This window comes from Corynebacterium sp. P4-C1 (genome assembly GCF_030503595.1).
Classification (GTDB): Bacteria; Actinomycetota; Actinomycetes; order Mycobacteriales; family Mycobacteriaceae; genus Corynebacterium.
Genome location: NZ_CP129966.1, coordinates 1,411,623 through 1,429,012, shown reverse-complemented (window position 1 = coordinate 1,429,012; position 17,390 = coordinate 1,411,623). Strand labels below are relative to the sequence as shown.

General features: G+C 67.3%; 10 protein-coding genes. All 10 read left to right on the top strand.

Annotated features, from left to right (window positions below):
* Positions 1 to 366: 366 nt before the first annotated feature.
* The 10 genes from QYR03_RS06720 (at position 367) to QYR03_RS06675 (ending at position 17,389) form a co-directional block, all read left to right on the top strand.
* Positions 367 to 1,023, top strand: coding sequence for a hypothetical protein (locus QYR03_RS06720; protein WP_301712483.1), 657 nt, complete (start codon positions 367 to 369; stop codon positions 1,021 to 1,023).
* Between the two features lie 22 nt (positions 1,024 to 1,045).
* Positions 1,046 to 3,988 carry a vWA domain-containing protein gene (locus QYR03_RS06715; protein ID WP_301712482.1) on the top strand — a complete coding sequence of 981 codons (2,943 nt, stop codon included), beginning with the start codon at positions 1,046 to 1,048 and terminating at the stop codon, positions 3,986 to 3,988.
* Positions 3,989 to 4,142: 154 nt separating this feature from the next.
* The gene (locus tag QYR03_RS06710) at positions 4,143 to 7,727 is read left to right on the top strand and encodes a tubulin-like doman-containing protein (protein ID WP_301712481.1); all 3,585 of its coding nucleotides are present in this window, start codon (positions 4,143 to 4,145) and stop codon (positions 7,725 to 7,727) included.
* The gene (locus tag QYR03_RS06705) at positions 7,727 to 10,582 is read left to right on the top strand and encodes a stage II sporulation protein M (protein ID WP_259851759.1); all 2,856 of its coding nucleotides are present in this window, start codon (positions 7,727 to 7,729) and stop codon (positions 10,580 to 10,582) included. Before QYR03_RS06710 ends, QYR03_RS06705 begins: the two co-directional genes overlap by 1 nt.
* Positions 10,582 to 12,762 carry a hypothetical protein gene (locus QYR03_RS06700; RefSeq protein ID WP_301712480.1) on the top strand — a complete coding sequence of 727 codons (2,181 nt, stop codon included), beginning with the start codon at positions 10,582 to 10,584 and terminating at the stop codon, positions 12,760 to 12,762. Before QYR03_RS06705 ends, QYR03_RS06700 begins: the two co-directional genes overlap by 1 nt.
* A complete protein-coding gene (locus QYR03_RS06695) occupies positions 12,762 to 14,570 on the top strand; it encodes a hypothetical protein (RefSeq protein WP_301712479.1) in 1,809 nt (602 codons plus the stop codon). The genes QYR03_RS06700 and QYR03_RS06695 overlap by 1 nt, the downstream gene beginning before the upstream one ends.
* Positions 14,570 to 15,517, top strand: coding sequence for a hypothetical protein (locus QYR03_RS06690; RefSeq protein ID WP_301712478.1), 948 nt, complete (start codon positions 14,570 to 14,572; stop codon positions 15,515 to 15,517). The genes QYR03_RS06695 and QYR03_RS06690 overlap by 1 nt, the downstream gene beginning before the upstream one ends.
* Positions 15,517 to 16,611, top strand: coding sequence for a hypothetical protein (locus tag QYR03_RS06685; protein ID WP_301712477.1), 1,095 nt, complete (start codon positions 15,517 to 15,519; stop codon positions 16,609 to 16,611). Before QYR03_RS06690 ends, QYR03_RS06685 begins: the two co-directional genes overlap by 1 nt.
* Entirely contained in the window at positions 16,611 to 16,934 is a 324-nt protein-coding gene (locus QYR03_RS06680) for a hypothetical protein (protein WP_301712476.1), read from the top strand. Before QYR03_RS06685 ends, QYR03_RS06680 begins: the two co-directional genes overlap by 1 nt.
* Positions 16,931 to 17,389, top strand: a complete 459-nt coding sequence (locus tag QYR03_RS06675) for a hypothetical protein (protein ID WP_301712475.1) — start codon at positions 16,931 to 16,933, stop codon at positions 17,387 to 17,389. Before QYR03_RS06680 ends, QYR03_RS06675 begins: the two co-directional genes overlap by 4 nt.
* Position 17,390 lies beyond the last annotated feature (1 nt).

The following is a 17,390-nucleotide window of genomic DNA, read 5'->3' as shown; positions in this document are numbered from 1 at the left end:
GGCTGAGAAACCCGCGCTTAACGACGAGCCCGGCTCCCCTCCCACCCCGCTTTTCACGCGGGGTGGGAGGGGAGCCGGGCTTTTGTATTCGGCCAACGGTGCGTGACCTACGCGCATCGCACCGTTGGCGTTGAAATTGGCGCCTCATCGCCATTCGTCTTCATGACCCAGGGGTGTGGGGTGTACTCCGCAGCGATCGCATTGTCATTTGAGCACGAAAGTCATATTCTTTTCAGTTCAGCCTGACGAATCCTGAGATCTCGGTAAAGTACAGGGCGGAAAGTGCGCTGTCCGTGCGAATCTCTTGGGCTCCTCCTCTACGCCCGGGGTGTTCGCGCGGTTCAGCGCTTTGTAGAGGAGGCATGAATGACCAATCAGCAGCCACCATTCGGCGGCGGATTCCCGCAACCGGGATCCGGGAACTCAGATGCGGGCGGATCCAGCGTATGGGGATCTGGTGCGCCGTCCGGCTCCTCCGCGGGAAGCTCGCCGTGGGGCAGTACCGGTGCAGGCGGTTTCGGCGAGGCGCCGCAGTCCTCCCCGTGGGGCAATCCCGGCGATGCCGGTTCGTCCGGCGGGCAGTCTGATCCCTTCGCCCCGGCGCCGGCTGCGGGGGACAGCTTCGCCTGGCCGGGCAGCACAAGCGCCCCGAGTGCTCCTGCGCCGGGTGGGGGCACTGGCTCCTCCACAGCGGAGCCGTCCTCAGCGCCGACGACGTGGCTTGTTCCGGGCCTGGTGCTCGGTGTCGCCGCAGTGGTGATGACGCTGATCCTGCTGTTCGGCAGCATTTCCCCGGTCTCCGGGACGTATGCTGGCATGGCCTTCGGCGCTTGGGCGCTGGCTGGTCTGCTGGGAGTGTCCTCCCTGGCCTTCTACTTCTCCGAGGACACTCGCCGCCGCGCCAACGGCATGTACTCGATCGTCGGCTGGAAGCAGGGGCTGTACTGGGCCACCTTGGCGGTGCTGTTCATCGCCATCATTTTGTCGTCGCTCTGCATCGCCCTGTGGGTGGGCAGGCTCTAAGCGCCGCGAGGAGAACATGACCATGAAGAAGACAATCGCGACCACAGCCCGCCGCGCCACCGCCGTCGGTGCCGCCGCCTTGCTCGCCCTGGGCACCAGTGCCATGGGCGCCTTCGGCGGGGATGCCTCCGCCCAGCAGCCCGTTCAGCCCGCCCCGATGAAGCCGCTCGACCCGGCCACGCCGGACAAGCCCGATGGGCAGGATAAACCTGACAAGCCGCAAGCACCAGCCAAGCCCGGCGGGCAGGACAAACCAGAGAAACCCGGAGCGCAGCCTAAGAGCGAGCAGATCGCCGGTAGCGAGAACCCGCTCGGCCAGCTCGGTGCCTGCATGGCCAACAACGATGAGTTGGACGTCCTGCTGCTCATGGACGAGACGAACAGTCTGACCAACCTGTGGAACGACGGCAAGAAGGTCGAAGGCAAGCCGGGTGCGGACCCGGAAAACTTCCGCATCCCGGCCGCGCAGGACTTCGCCAAGGTCCTGCTGCAGAAGAGCCAGGACCAGAAGCTGAACACGAACATCAAGATCGCCGGCTTCGGCACCACCTACAAGAACAACGTCAACAACCCAGGCGAAGGCTACGAGGACTGGACGGAGCTCACCGTCGACAGCCAGGAAGACGTGCTGAAGCAGATCCAGGCCTTCGAGAAGCGCACCGAAGAGACCAAGGGCACCGACTACAACACCGCCCTGGAGGGCGCGAGCGAGGACCTGCTGAATTCCCCGGGCGAGGACCCCTGCCGCCTGCTGGTCACCTTCACCGACGGCAAGCTGGCCACCGCCGACGATAAGGGGGCGGAGGACAACCTGTGCCGTCCGAACGGTGTCGCCGACCGCCTCCGCGCGGCGGGCATCACCCACGTGGGCATCGGCCTGACCAACCCGGAGATCAACGAGAACTTCGACCTGTTCCAGGCCATCACCGAAGGCAAGGGTGGAAGCACCAGCTGTGGTGAGCAGGACCCGAACGGCGCGTTCTACCCGGCGAACAAGGTCGGCGACCTCTTCGCCGCATTCCGCTCCGCACTGGATACCGGCGGTTCCGTCGGCGGCACCACCACCGCGGACAAGCCCTTTGCGTTCGTGCTGGACAACTCGATCAGTTCCGTCCGCTTCAGCGCTGTAGGCCGCGACGATCTCGGCCCCGACGCGAAATTGGAGATGACCGCGCCGAACGGCGACAAGGTGGTCATGTCCGGCAACGGCGAGAAGAACGCCGGCGGCGGCAAGCTCACCTGGGAAGCACGCGGCGAAGCGGTGCAGAGCACCGAGGGCTCTCTGAACAAGTCCAGCGACAAGGACTGGGCCGGCGAATGGTCGATGCGCTTTATCGACGTCGACCCCGAGGTGGCGAAGAAGGGCGAGGTCGCTGTCCTCGTCGAGATGGTCCCGGACCTCAACGTCACCTTCGCCGCGGACGGCGCCGACGATGCGGCGAAGACTGATGGTGAAGCTGGCAAGAACGACCTCAAGGTCATGGACGACGGCACACTCGTCGTCGAGCTCACCGATTCCGAGGGCAAAGTCGTCGATCCTGAGGGCAAGGCCGAAGGCAAGGTCGAGTTCGTCCCAAGCGGAGGCGGCGAACCTGTCGTGCTCGAGGAGAAGGCGGACTTCTCCTCCGGCCGGGTCGAGATCCCGGCGGAGAAGATTCCGGACGCGCCGGTGTCCGGCCGTGTCAAGGCTGACGTGACCATCACCACGGCAGGGGCCAAGGGCAAGCCGGGCACGACGCTGTCCCCGTTGCAGGGCGACAGCGCTGTGAGCGTTGCGGTGCAGAACCTGCCGCAGCTACCAGGTCAGATCGACGTCACCACCGAGGGCGACGAGGTCACCGTGAACGTTCCGGTCTCCGGCCCGGGGCGCATCTGGGTCGAGGGCGGTCAGCAGGTCGAGCACGGCATGGATGACCTCGGGGCGGTGACGGTGGAATCCGAGCACAACTCCAAGGATTCGGCGCTGACCGTCGGCCGCGGCGAGACCGCAGAATTGCCGCTGACCTTCTCCTTCGAGAAGCGGGCGCAGCTCGTCGCCAACGGCACCCTGCCGGTCCACATCGCCGACGAGAACGGCGGCGAGGAGCGCGTGGTCGACGTGGCCGCCAAGATCGACTCGAAGGTGCCGGTGTCCAAGGGCGTCGCCGCGGTGACCTTCATCCTCGCTTTGCTGTTGGGCCTGCTGCTCCCGCTGCTGCTGCTCTACCTGGTGCGCTACCTGACCTCCAAGATCCCGGGTGATCCGCCGGTCGGCCCGGTGGTGCTGCGCATGAGCCGCGGTGCAGGCGGGTGGACCTTCGACGGCCAGCCGCACCCGCAGATCGACCCGACCGATGCGGCGGCACGCCAGATGCGTCCGGGTCCGCGCACCGTCCAGGCGGGCCGCGCCCAGGCGCAGGTGGAGAGCTTCTCCATCAACCCGCTGTCCGCGGCGAATGTCATCGTGTCCACCCCGTCCATTGCCGGCGACGGCAAGGAGAAGGACGGCCATGCGGTGCTGCCGCTGGCAGTGCAGGACTCCTGGTTCGTCCACGCGCCGAGCCAGAACGTCGACGACCTCGAAGTCGTCGCGTTCCCCCGCATCCCGCTCGCACCGGCGGCCCAGGAGCAGCTGCAGAACGAGATCGCCGCCGAAGCGCCCGCGCTCGCGGATGCACTGGCGGAACGTCTGCCGTCCGCCGAGCCGACCCCGGGCCAGTTCGACCAGGGCGGCGGCTTCGCGCCTCCGGGCGATGCAGGTTTCTCCGGCGGCGGTGGTTTCGCACCGCCGCAGAGTGGCGGTCAGGGATTCGGCCCTGCAGCCGGTGGCGCTGGCGGATGGAACCCGCCGGCGGGTCCCTCCGGTCCTGCTGGTCCGTCCGGTCCGTCCGGTCCGGCTGGCGGGGCGGAGCCCGGCGGCTCGTCGCCATGGGGGCCGCCGAGCTCAGGGCCGCAGTCGAGCCCCTGGGGCCCGCCGCCCCAGTAGCCTGCGCATGGAACGGGCCCGTCGGGCTGCGGGATCACCGCACAACGGCCATGATTGATGTCACAACCGAATAGCACCAACTAACCAAGCAGTGCCGGGGAGGAAGCTTCACCGAGACGCCCCGGAAACTGAACCTCAGAAGGAGCACCACTTCATGGAAAGAGTCCTCGTCGTCGGTTGCGGCGGTTCGGGCGCCAAAACGCTGGCGTTCATGATGGACCAGCTGAAGACGATGTTGGCGGAGCGCCTCCCCAACGAATACGTCTCGCCGAAGGATGTGAAGCTGCCGGACGCTTGGCAGTTCGTATCCCTCGACGTGCCCACCAAGCCGGAGTCTGCCGGTAAGAACCTGCAGAACGTGCAGGAAGCGGGCGGGCGCTATATTTCCGTGGGTTCCTCCGGGCGCTACGCCAACGTCGACGCGGCGGTCTCCGCCCGTTTGGCCAGCGGCAAGAAGCTCGGCACCGTGTCCTCCTGGGCGCTGCGCAACCCGGGGGCGGAGACCACCCCGATTTCCGCCGGTGCCGGCCAGTACCGCGCCATTGGCCGCATGCTCACCTTGAGCAAGCTCCGTGAGGTGCAGGACGAGCTGGAGAAAGCGTGGGCGGCACTCAACCAGCCGGGCACGGCGAGTGAGCTCAGCCGTCTGCAGACAGCGCTGACCGGCCGCGCATCATCCGCCGTCAACGCGGGCAAGGACGTGCCGCTGATCATCGTGGTCACCTCCATGTCGGGCGGTGCTGGCGCATCCATGGCCATCGACGTCTGCCGCCTGCTGACCTCCCTGGACAAGGCCAGCGTCGGCCGCAACTGCATGTTCGCCTTCACCCCGGACATCTTCAGCGGCATCCCGCAGGACCAGGTGATGGGTGCGAACCCGAACGCGATGGCGATGTTCGGTGAGATGGCCGCCGCCCAGATGGGTTCCGCCACCGAGACCGACCGCCGCCTCTTCGAACAGCTCGGTGTGAACTTGGGCGACGAGAGCGTGCCCATTTCCCGCGTGTTCCCGGTCGGCGCCCACGCCGGCGCGGAGGGCGCGCAGCTCGGCGACGGCAAGCCCGGCACCGTCTACCGCGCGCTCGGCCGCGGCCTGGCCTCCTTGCTCATGGACGAAGCGGCGATGGGCCGCTTCACCCAGTTCAACCTCGGCAACCAGGGCGGCCTCCAGGTGCGCGACAACACCTACGGCTGGGGTGTGCAGAACAAGAACAACCTCCCGTGGGGTTCCTTCGGCTACGCGCAGCTGTCCATGGGCCGCGACCGCTACGCGGAATACTCGGCGCAGAGGCTGGCACGTTCGTCCGTCGATAAGCTTGTGCACGGGCACATTGACCCGACGAATCCGGCGTCCGGCGATGAGCAGATCAAGCAGCGCGTGGATACCAACTGGCGCCAGATTCAGGCGCGCACCACGGTGATTCCGTTCGGCGACAATGTGCGCGACTGGCTGTGGGGCACCTTCGGAGCGGAGATGAACCGCTGGGCTGACAGGTACGCGGACAGCCTGCGCCACCAGATCCCGCAACCGAACAACCGCCGCGGCCGCGACTGGGCACCGGAAGTCATCAGCGCCCTCAACGTCCTCGACCAGCAGGTCAGCGCCGACAACGGTGCGGACTTTTACGCCGCCGCCTTCAACTGGGCTCGCGTGCGCAACCTGCAGGAAGGCTTCCTGGACATCATCCGCCGCGAAGTGGGTAATTTCGGCCTGCCGTACGGCGGCGCGGTGCTCGACGCGATCAAGAACATGCTCGTCCGCGACGTTCTGCCGCAGCTGGAGCAGGCCGCCCGCTCGCAGCAGCGCCTCGTGCTCCACCCGGAGACCGAACGGGCAATGATGAACGCGCGCGGGAAGATCGTCAGCGCCGACCAGTACATGGAAGACATCGTCCGCGACGTGCGCACCCAGCTGCAGATCCGGGCTTCGAGCCGCATGGCGGACTTCGTGCTGGGGACGCTGACGGACTTCATCGACCGCTTCATCGGCCCGCTGCAGAAGGCGATGACCACCGAGCACACCGACCTCGAGCACGAGCTGTCGCTCAACAACGACAAGGATCTCGGTGTCGCGCAGCTGAAGACGAACGTTCCGCAGCTGTGGCCGGAGGACACCGACATGGTGCCGCCGCGTTTCGCGCAGGCCGCGAACGAGATCTTCCTCACCGAGATCAGCGATTTCCCGCGCCAGTACGTCCACGACATCCAGAACGCCACCAACGCCGATTCGTACGACAACGCGATTTCCAGCGCCGCGTCGTCCGTGGTCAGTGGCTCCTGGTCGGCACTGGAGGGCGCGGAGCAGGCCCCGGAGGACCTGATCGTGCTCACCGGCCCGTGGGTGCCCATGAACTTCACCCGCGACCCGAATAACCCCACCGAGTTGCTCGACCCGAAGCTGGGCCAGTTCTCCGTGCGCATCGGCGCCGAGGAGGTGCTGGAGCGTTCCCGCATGTACATCCAGCGCCGTGGCTTCTCCTTCTACGACTTCATCTCCACCTCGCTGCGCAGCTACGTCACCGCGCCGAGCCTGCAGGACCACGAGCGCCGCGCACGCCAGCAGCGCCTGGCCTCCAAGTTCACCGAGGCGATGAAGAACGCTCTGCCGCTCGCGCAGATCGACGACAATCTGGTGCGCAACCTCTACGGCGACGAGGTGGGTTACGCCTTCAACTTCTCCAAGATCCCGCTGGAGGGCGACGAGTCCGCGCGCTTGCTCGCCGACGAAGTGGTCAACTTCCCGAACGTGAAGCTGCCGGACCCGATGAAGCCGCTCGGCGAAGCGCTGGAGAACCAGGGCGAGGAGCGCTCCATCGACATCTTCGGCTCCTACCCGAACTACGTGCCGGTCGTCTTCGGCTCCCTGCTGCGCCCGATGCGTGACCAGTGGGACAGCCTGAAGGACTCCCGCAAGGAGTTCTGGCGCGCTAAGCGCGCCCGCCCGATCCAGGCCGCCACCCCGATGAGCGACGCGGAGCGCCGCGCATTCATCGGCGGCTGGTACATCGGCCGCATCATCGGCTACATGGACTTCCCGGCCACCCTGGACACGCCGGACAACAACAGCCCGGTCAAGGTGTACGACGACACTGAGGGCAACCACGGCTGGCTGTCCTTCCCGGATCCGCTTTTGACGCCGCCGTCGAACTTCCGCAACGTGTTCGACTGGCTGCCGGCCGTCGTCGAGTCGGCTTCTTTGGCGTGGACGAGGGCGGGCGTGACCCCGCTGCTGGACAGCTACCGCCCGTACCGTGTGATGCGCGGCCTGTACGATGACGCGGACAACCCGTCGGAGATCGGCCGCACGCTCAAGGGCACGCGCCTTCTGGCCAAGTGGCTGGCCAGCGGCGAGCGCAAGAGCGGCGACCGGCTGAGGATCAAGGGCACCGGCCCAGAGGTCACCCCGGAGGAGCGTCTCGCAGCCGTGAAGACGTGGCTGTCGCGCCAGCGCGAGATCGCCATGGAGTATGTCCCGACGGACAGGCTCCTGCGCGACCAGCTCTCGGTGCAGGCGTCCCGCCCGGTCGCCGATATCGATTCGCGCGAGCTGGCCTCCCGCATCCCGCTGTTCGCGGATGTGGCGCTCGACGTCTACGAGGTCATCGACCAGATTCTGCGGATGCTCGACGAGGCTGACCGCCTGAAGCACACCGCGCTCGACGAAAGCCCGGAGCTGGACTTGGGTTCCGTGTCGCGTCCGGTGAGCATGCCCACCATGCCGGGAGAGGATGACATTTAATGGCTGACCGCTTCGGGGGCACCGCCGTGCAGGCGTGCGTGCCCATCTTCGTGGGGCGCGGGCGCTTCGGCGCCGCTCTCCGCCAAGCACTTCAGGACCTGGAGGCGCTGCACCTGATCGGCCGCGCGATCTGGGTCGACCTGGACGCCTTCACCGGGCCAATGGATCATGCGCTGCTTATCGACGGCCGCGTGGACGGCACCCCGTCCACCACCGACAGCTTCGCGCGCCTGCTGGCGAGCGGCTACAACGAGCGCTTCGCGCTGTGCGTGGTCAACGCTCAAAACGGTGAGGACAACATCCGCGAAATGGACCTCCAAGTGGTGGCGGACACCGTGGCGGAGCTCAACCCGCTGCCCGTCAACGTGCTCGCCGGCCGGGCGGGGGAGTCGACCTCGCCAGAGGTGGACATTGTCCGCGGTTACGTGAATCTGTTCATCGCCCCTGAGGAATCGGACGCGCCGTCCGACCACTCGGTGCCGGTGTCCGCCGGAGAGCGCGAGAACACCTTCACCCTCTTGGTGGCCACGACCTTGTGCTCCCTGTTCGGCCTGTGGGACGGCGCGTCCGAGTGCCCGGTGGAGCAGCTGCGCGGCACCGCCTCGCCGATCCACTTCCGTCTCACCCGCGCCTACTTCCGCCGTGTCGACGGAGAGGAGGTGCAGAACCAGCTGCGCCAGGCCCTGTTCGACACGGAGGTCAATCCGACTCCGCGCCTGTATCGCGCCGACGGCGGCACGGCTGTGGTGGAGCACCCGCAAAACCGCGAGCAGTTCTCCCGCGCCGCGGCCGATGAATTCCTCGGCCTGTACCGCGACGGCCTCATGCCCAAGCGCGTGGCGGCGAAGACCGACCGCGACCGCGAACTGAGCAACAAGGAAGCGTCCCGCGAGCTGCGGGGTGTGTGGTGGAAGACGCTGATCAACACCCCGGCCAATTCCTTCAACGATCTGCGCGGCGGTGCCTCCGACCAGATTTCTGCGAGCCTGCAGAGGGTCTACGGCGCGGATTCCTCCGCTGTCATCGGCAGCATGCGCAACCTGCAGGGCGCCCCGGCTCAGATTTCGCAGGAAGCGCAGCAGATCGACCGAAATAAAGTCGCGGCCGAGATGCAGCCGATGTGGAACGGCTACAAGAATTTCGCGCTGACCATGCTGGACGCCAAGCCGCGTCCGCTGGCCCCGATGGCGCGCGATTCCGCCACCCCGCAGGTGGTGCGCCAACTCGCCTCCGACCACGTGACTGTCGCCGCGAGCGCCCGCGACGTTATTCCGGCGCCCGAGCAGGCGATGCGTATCGACGACCCGAGTCTCCGCGACGTCATGGGCGCCGATTCCCTCGCCCCGTACGACCCGGAAGCGATCGCCACGTATGAGCAGCGCCTGAATTCCGCCGACACCAACGGCGTCTTCGACACCGGCAAGCTCCACAACGATTTCGAGCGGTGGAGGAGCACGGAGCGGGGCAGCTTCGCCCGCTATATCGGTGACGAGCTGCGCAATATCCGTGTCCAATGCGAGCAGCAGGTCGCCGCCGCGCGTGCGGAACTCGAGCGCCTCAGCCGGGGCGTGAAGGCCCCGGAGACCGGTGCCGCTGCCCGCACGTGCCGTTTCCTGGGGTGGGTGACCACCACGTCGCTGTTCTTCTTCCTGATCTTCTGGCTGATCGGCCACTTGGTGATGAAGAACGCCCAGGACAAGGTCGCTAGCGGCGAGGGCTCCTTCACCGACCTGGTGTTCTCGCAGATGTGGTGGGTGCAGAACCTCAACAATGCTTCCGGCTCTACCTTGGCGTGGATGTTCGGCATCTGGGTGTTCATCTGGCTCATCTTCTTCCTGCTGCAGGTCAGTTTTGAAACTCGCGACCAGGTGCAGCTGGCAAATCTGCGGAAGGGGCAGCGCGCACGGATCGAGGCAGCCCAGCAGACGCTCCGCAACGCCGAGGTGTCGTTGGTGCGGCTCGAGGAGGCGTACCCGCAGTTCCTCTCCGTCACCCAGCTGCTCGGCGAACTGGTCAACCGCCCGTTCGGCCGCGTGAAGACGGAGCGCAATATCGCCGCACAGCCCAGCAACCGCATGCCGCGCAACGTGGTCTTCGCCGACGCGGCCCCGGAGGCGGGCGCCGTGTCGAATGTAGTGGCGCATTACAAGAACGGCCTCTACCACGAGGGCTGGTTGGGCGACGCTGTCTCCGCGGGCCTGACCCGCGCTTACGGTGAGTTGTTCCAGCCGGGCAACGACGACCGGTGGGAGTACCTGTCCGCCCAGCGTGGCAAGCACTCGAGCTCGCCGCTGGACCGCATCGCGCGTTACGTCACTTCGCCGGAGTTCTCCTCCAGCGACCGCACCGGCGACAAGTGGCGGCCGGTGGCCGAGGAGCTGCGCGCCAGCAACAACCCGTTCAGCGGGCAGCTGCTGGGCACTGTGTCCTCCGGTGACAGCGGCCATGCCCGCGCGCTCGAAGGCGAGCTGCTTGGCGACGCCGCGCACGGCACCTTCAGCAGCCACTTCCTGGCGTCCGCCAGCCGCGGCCGCGCCGCCTCAGCGGTGGACGGAGACCTGAGCATCCACCGCGTGTCTTCCAGCCCGCGCGACCCGATCGGCCGCACGGAGGTGCTCGTCCAGGTCGGCGGCAATGCGCAGGCCCAGGACATCACGCTGTCCTCCGCCGGCAGCGCAGCCACCGACCACAGCGACGACATCGTCCTGCCTGGTTCCGGTTATGTCGAAGACAACTACGGCACAGGACGTGAGATGCCCGCGGCGGAGGGTCACTCCACTGGAGTGTCTTCCCGGTGGACCCCGGGCCCGGACGGTTCCTCAGCCGTCGACTTCCCCGGTGAAGGTGATATTTAATGTCGCTTCCAGAGATGGCAGCCACGTGGCGCGCCGCCGTCCAGCAGCAAACCGGCCTGCCTGTGCCGAGCGAGGAAGAGCTGATCCAGCACCTCGTCTACGGCGAGTCCAACCCCCACACCCGTGTGTGGGCGGAAGCGCTCGACCTGCTGGTCATGCTCGACGGTGCCGGCCTGCCCCTGCAGACCCCACTTAGCCCCGACCTGGTCACTCCGAGTCAGCCGTTGCCGCAGAATCCCGGCGGCGCGCCGGCCGCGCAGCAGCCACAGCAGCCCCGCCCGCAACAGCCCGAACCGGAGCGGCTGGCGCAAGCACAAGCCCAGTCACAGCCACAGTCACAAACGCCGCCGCAGCCTGAGCAGGCCTCCGCGCCGCGCCACGTCAAGCCGGAGGGACAGCCCGCGCAGCACTTCCGTACCGAGCCAGTCCAGCAGCCGGCACCCCAGCCGGTTCCGCCGCGGGAGACGGCTCAGCCGCTGGACCTGGCCGAGGACGATTTCGAGGAACTGGACCTGCTGGAGGATCTCACGGTCATCTCCGGTGGTGCCGTGCGCGCGAAACTGAACGACGAGGGCGCGATCCACGTCAGGTGGGCCCTGCCGGAGGACTACGACGCGCAGCCAGTGCAGATCTTCCGTGTGGTCAGCGACGAGGAAGTCTTCGACCGCGACCCGGCCGAAGGCATCCTGCGCACCACGACGAGCGGCACGTTCTTCGACGACGCTGACCCGCTGTCTTTTTCCTACCGCTACTACCAGGTGTGGCTGAACGAGGGGTCGAACGAGCTCGATGCTCTGCGCAACCAGCCGAAGCTCGTCGGTGCCGATGTCTACGTCCGCCCGGTGGAACACATCGAGCTCAACTTCGACGGCAGCGAGGTCAGCGGCAAGTGGGAGGAATTCCGGCACACTGACCGCGTGAACGTCTACATCGCGCCGGAGGAAGAACGGCGCCGCCTCACGCGCCGCGCGCACGAGGTCAGCCAGTCCAGCCGCAACGTCAACGGCTTCCGGTGGACACCGCCGCAGCGCGGCCTGACCTACGCGGTGCAGGCGGTGCGCGAGGTCAACGTCAACGGGAATGTGGAGCGAAGCGCCCACTCCGAGGTATTCACCATCGACATCACCGCCGAGGTGGTCGAGGTCCACGCGGACGTCCACCTGGACCAGTCGGTGGGCAACGGCCTGTTCACCGTCCAGTGGGAGCTGCCCAATTCCGGAGAGGTGCGCATCTACCGCACCCGCGACCTGCCCGCGGAGGGCCTATCCGACAAGGTCGTCGAGACCGACCAACTGGAAGGCTTCGGCCTGCCGCTGGCCGCCTGGGTCAACGACATCGCCGAGGCGAAAGACGCCGCCGATTTCGCGTGGCCCGACGACTGGTACTCCATCGCCATCACCCCGGTCAGCGTGGTGGGCAACAAGGCGCGCGTCGGTACGTCGTCAAGCTTCGTGCGCGTGGGCGGCATCCCCTCCGCCCGTATTGAGGAGCGCGTGATCGCCCAGTTGATCACCTTTGGTTGGCCGGAGCAGGCCCACGAAGTGGCCGCCTTCCTGGCAGAGCCGGGCCAGGGCAGCCAGATCGACCCGCGCCGCGGCGACGCCAAACCGATGGCCACCATCGACGAAGAGGAATACCGCAGCGAGGGCGGAATGCGCGTGCACATGCGCGGCGCCCGCGATGTGGTGCTCATTCCCAGCCGCATGCACGCGGGCCTGCGCGAGTGGGGCGGAGCCACGATCATCCCGTACCGCGGGCTGCGCCACTTCCGCTACATGCTCACACCGGGCCCGGACAACGGCCTCTACCTCTTCGTCAACGCGGAGAACGAGGAGACCCGGCACCGCCGCTTCACCCTGCGCTACCACCCGGAGCGCCTGCCACTCGAGCCGAACGACGGCGAGCCTGTCCGCGTGAGCAAGATCAACGGTGGCCACGTCGAGGACTACAAACCGATCATGACCTCGGACCACCTGTACCCGGACAACCTCGCGCCGGGCACCCCCGGCTTCGAGTACTGGCGCGTCGACCCCGAGCTCGTCTCCCGCGGCTACGGGTGGCTCCGCCTGTTCATGGCGGATGCTCCCGAAGACGGGGAATCCGAGGTGGCCCTGCGGGACCCGAATGTGGTGTCGCTGTGGTTCATGAATAACTTCCAGCAGCCCGGAGGAATGCACTGATGGCACGTTTCGCGCACGCGACCTACGCGTCCTTTTCCAACACGTCCAGCTCCGGCGGCTGGTCCATCGGGCCGACCGTCAACGCGGACCCGAACGACATCGAGCTGATCCGCTCGGCCGCCGCGATCTCGCTGACCCCGATCCAGGAGGTCAACGAGTTCATCGGCGGCGAGGAGATCGAAGCCCTGCCGCGCCGCTTCGAGTACATCCCGGACGCGCGCAACGGCGTGTACGTGCAGTCCGTTCCGGCGGGTAAGGACGCGACGGGCCGCCCGGGCAACGTGTTCACCCACGGCGTGGTGGACCACGCACCGCAGCAGCCGCTCGCCGCCCAGTACCCGATCGCGCTGTTCCGTTCCCCGGACCTGGCCGCGCCGTTCCGCGCCCCGGTGGTCAACTCGGTGCAGTTGGACGGCAACCTCGCCGAGCCTGCCCGCGGCCCGCTGCCCGACGTGGAGAACCTGTGGAAGCTCATCTGCGAGCTCCAAGGCGACCGCCGCGGCGTCGTGTACGCGATCCAGCAGGCGCTGGAAGACCCGGATACTATTCCGGTGCTGGTCACCACCTCGGACACGCAGGCCGCCTTCTGGATCTATGCCGTGTCCACGACCATGACGCCGCAGGCCGCGCGCCGGGCGCTGCGCGTGAGCACCTTCGAGCGCGCCCGTTCCGTCGATGCTGCGAAATGGGCCTCAAACCAGCAGGGCTACGCCGCGCTACTGGCGGGCCCAGTCGAGGACGCGGAACTGTTCGCCGCCAACCCGGCCTTCACCGTCATCGACCCGGAAAAAGACGCCGGGGCGGCACCGCGGACCGAATGGTCGCGCATGACCGAGGAACTGTACCGGTCGGGGAGTGGGGCGGCGGAGGCCGTCGACAAGCTCGCCGCCCTCGATGACGTGCACGGCGGCTTCGGCGCGGGACTCGCCCAGCTCGCGCTCGCGCACCGTCGCAAGAGCATCGAGCCCGAGCTGAACCAGCTGGCCATCGACATCACCGAGCCGAATGAATTCGTCGGCGAGGAGTACCCGACGCTGATCAACAAGGAGCTTATCGACGAAACCCGCCTCGACGAGCTCCGCGGCTCCGTCTACGAGACGCTGCAGAACTGGGAGAGCGACGGGCCGCTGCTTATCCAGTACGTCACCGATGCCGAAGCCATCGGCGCATTCGACCGCGACATGCTCGTCGACGGACTGGGCAGCCTGGGCAACCTCGAAGGCCCCATCGTGGACGTCATGCAGGGCGGCAACCTGAACCTCGCGCCGGATTCCGCCGCCGCGGGACTGGTCAGCCTGGTAGCCAACAAACAGCTTGAAAGCCTCTTCGCCGGCGACGACATCACCGAACTGCTGGAGAAACTCGGCGACGGGAAGATCAGCCAGCAGCTGCGCTACGCCGGCCACCCCGGTGTGGAGAAGCTCGGCGCCGACACCGCCTGCTACCTCATCGGCGCGGCCCTGGCCACCGCCGCGTTCAACCAGTTGCGCTACCCGGTGATCACCGCGGATGCTCAGCGGCGCACGGAGGTCATCCACGACCTCGTGGCGCTGGCGAACCGCATCGCCGCACGTGCCGTTCCCAACCAGCCCAACGTGGATGCCGTGGCGCGCCGGGCGTGGGAGGACTTCTTCGCCACCGCCCCGGAGAACCAGCGCGACACCGCGCTAGCCGCGCAGGCTGTCAGCGTCCTGCCCGCGGCATTCGCGGAGCTGCGTGTCGAGCGCACCGAACAGTTCCTGAGCCGGGTGATTCAGAGGCTGGTGCAGAACACCCGCGGTCCGGCAAACCAGAAAGGAGAGCACTAATGGCTCTTGAAAAACGCATGGGGCACGGTGAGGAATTCAAGTTCACCACCGATGCTTTCCGCGCCATCTTGGTCATGGAGCTCACCGACGGCGGCCGTTTCCGCGCCTTCAACGGCGATGCGGAACTGCCCCGCACCGGCGACCGCTACGCGCTGCGGGAGCTCAACGGGCCCGCGACGATCGAGGTCCGGCCCGATAACGAGGTCTTCGGCAACCGCGCCGAACTCTACGTCCGCGTCCAGGCGCGCGACGCCGTCTCCGGCCTGGTGGACCTGAACCTTCCGCCGTTCAAGGTCGCCGCCCGCGACACATTCACCCCGCTGACGCTGATCCCCACGGACACCGGCGTGCGCGTCATCGCCGGCGACGCCGGAACTGTCGTGCCCGTGAGCCCCGTTGGCGGCAGCGGCACGTCCGCGGAAACTGCTTCGGAGAGCACCACGCCCGCGGCAACGGCGGGTTCCCCGGGTGCTGATTCTGTGCACATCGTCGTGGACTCCAGCGCTTCGATGCTGCGTAGCGCCACCGCCGACCAGACGGACGCGATGCTCAGCTTCGCGGTCAATGCAGTCTCGGGAATGCGCTGCGCGAAGCGCCTGACCACCTCGTCCGGCCGGGAAGTGCCCGGACTCGTGGACACCCTCGAGGTTCCCGCGGGCACGACCGAATCGTTGCGCGGCAACGACATCGGGTGGGAGCTCGGCGCCGCCGATTTCTCCCCGACGGCCGCCGTGATCGCTATTTCCGACGATGTGCCGGCCTGCCTGCTGGGCCGCGGCGCCGCAGTCCACGTCATCTCGACCCGCCCCGTCGCCACAGCGCACGGCGTCACGTCCACGCTTTTCGACGAGCGCCTCCACCGCGCCGTCGCCGAAGGCGATGCCCGCGGCTACCGCGACGCCATCCACGACCTGCGCGGAGCGATTGATGCGGGGGTGAACAGCTAGTGAACGCGCAACCCCCGGCATACCTGATCCCGCCGAAAGACCCGGTGACCTTCGAACTGCTCGACCCGGCGGGCACTGCCCCGCAGCACCCCGGCATCGAGCTTCCGGAGGACTGGATGCGCTCCGGCACCCTCACCGTGGCGATGGCCGGTGCCCGCTCCTCGGGCAAGAGCCTCTACATCGCCGTCGTGGTGAAGCTGCTACGCGACATGTTGGCGGCGAACCACGGCTTCCTCAACGCCGCTGACGAATACACCCGCCGCACCTACGAGGAGAATTACGAGACCCCGCTGTTCGAGGAGATGGGGCTCATGCCGCCGACCCCGCCGTCGGCGAACCCGGAGGCCTACCAGAACCGCCCGCTGATCTACGACCTGGGATTCCACGTCCGTGTGAATCCCGCCGACAACGAAAAGGTGAGGCAGAAGGTCTACCTGGTGCTCCAGGACGTCGCCGGCGAGGACCTCCGCGAGGAGGGATTTGCGGAGCGCGCCCCGAAGCTCGGTTTCTTCCGCAACGCCGACCGCATCGTGTTCCTCTACGACCCGATGGCGGTCAACCGCATCCGGCAACTGCTCGAGGGCACCGTGTCCACCAACGAGGTCGGCCGGGAGAACCCCGCGATGATCCTGCAGAATATTCTGCGCCTGATGTCCCCGGAGCACATGCCCACGGTCGCGCTGACTCTGTCCAAATTCGACATGCTGCAGCGCCTCGCCGACGTCGACCAGGTGGGCAGCGGCGGCATTCAGGGGCAGACGGTGGACTGGCAGGCCGCCATGAGCAATTACGGCGCTTCCTTCCGCCGCGAATCCAACCCGCCGAACCAACGGTTCGACAGGGCGGACCGCGCCTCCATGCACTTTGAAATCCGCAGCATGCTGAGCGCCCTCGGCGCCATGGAGATGCTCAACCTGTTGGAAACCCAGTCGCCGACCGGCACCCCTGTCCCGTACAGCTGCCATGCCGTGTCCGCCCTGGGCGATTCCCCGGAGGGGGACAGCGTGTCCAGGATGGGCATCGCCCCGTTCCGTGTCCTTGACCCTATCCGCGAGATGTTTTCCAGCTACGGCCTCTTCGAGGGAGGAATGTGATGTCCCACCACAACCAGGGTTGGCTCGCCCGCGAGCAACGCCGCCTGACCCAGGCGGCCGCCCCGCAGCAGCCCGCGACTGAGCCGCGGCAACCTGCCGCGCCCGCGACTGAGCCGCGGCAACCTGCCGCGCCCGCGACGGAGCAGACGCAACCGGCGCAACAGGCGAACCCGTACGCGCCGCAGCCGCAGCAAAGCAACCAGTACGCGCAGTACCTGCAGGGGCAGCAGCCTTATCAGCAACTGCAGACCGACCGCCACTACGGGGCACCGCACGGATTTGAGGCCGTGGAAGCCCCGCGAGAAGAAGGGCCGCAACGATGACCAACGGCACGCATCCAACACCGCAGCAAGGCTTCGGCCAGGGGTGGCCGCAGGCGCCCGGCCCGTCCGGCCCTGTGCCGCAGTTCCCGCCGCAGGCGTACCCCGGCCAGCCGGGCATGCCGGGGCAGCAGACAGCCGGCCCGGGAGACAACCAGTTCGGCGGTGCGCGCCCGTTCCAGCAGGCAGAGCACAACGACCCCGCGCAGATCTCCACCGACGAGGCTGAGAACATCGCAGCCCAGCGCGGCGAGAAGGTGCAGCAAACGGAAGAGCGCCGCTCACGTATCTGGAGCAAGATCCTCGGTGTGATCGGCCTGGCCCTGCTCATCGCCTTCATCGCCGTGATCGCGTGGACGTACTTGCCGGAACCGTCGACGGATACCACCGCCGCACCGGCACTGCTGACGCAGATCACCTTCGACGCGCCGGGCACCGCGCCCGCACAGTACCTCTAAG

What these genes read in the sequence shown, in the direction of transcription:
- QYR03_RS06720 (WP_301712483.1), top strand. Translation starts at nt 367, where the DNA reads ATGACCAATCAGCAGCCACCATTCGGCGGCGGATTCCCGCAACCGGGA.
- QYR03_RS06715 (WP_301712482.1), top strand. Translation starts at nt 1,046, where the DNA reads ATGAAGAAGACAATCGCGACCACAGCCCGCCGCGCCACCGCCGTCGGT.
- QYR03_RS06710 (WP_301712481.1), top strand. Translation starts at nt 4,143, where the DNA reads ATGGAAAGAGTCCTCGTCGTCGGTTGCGGCGGTTCGGGCGCCAAAACG.
- QYR03_RS06705 (WP_259851759.1), top strand. Translation starts at nt 7,727, where the DNA reads ATGGCTGACCGCTTCGGGGGCACCGCCGTGCAGGCGTGCGTGCCCATC.
- QYR03_RS06700 (WP_301712480.1), top strand. Translation starts at nt 10,582, where the DNA reads ATGTCGCTTCCAGAGATGGCAGCCACGTGGCGCGCCGCCGTCCAGCAG.
- QYR03_RS06695 (WP_301712479.1), top strand. Translation starts at nt 12,762, where the DNA reads ATGGCACGTTTCGCGCACGCGACCTACGCGTCCTTTTCCAACACGTCC.
- QYR03_RS06690 (WP_301712478.1), top strand. Translation starts at nt 14,570, where the DNA reads ATGGCTCTTGAAAAACGCATGGGGCACGGTGAGGAATTCAAGTTCACC.
- QYR03_RS06680 (WP_301712476.1), top strand. Translation starts at nt 16,611, where the DNA reads ATGTCCCACCACAACCAGGGTTGGCTCGCCCGCGAGCAACGCCGCCTG.
- QYR03_RS06675 (WP_301712475.1), top strand. Translation starts at nt 16,931, where the DNA reads ATGACCAACGGCACGCATCCAACACCGCAGCAAGGCTTCGGCCAGGGG.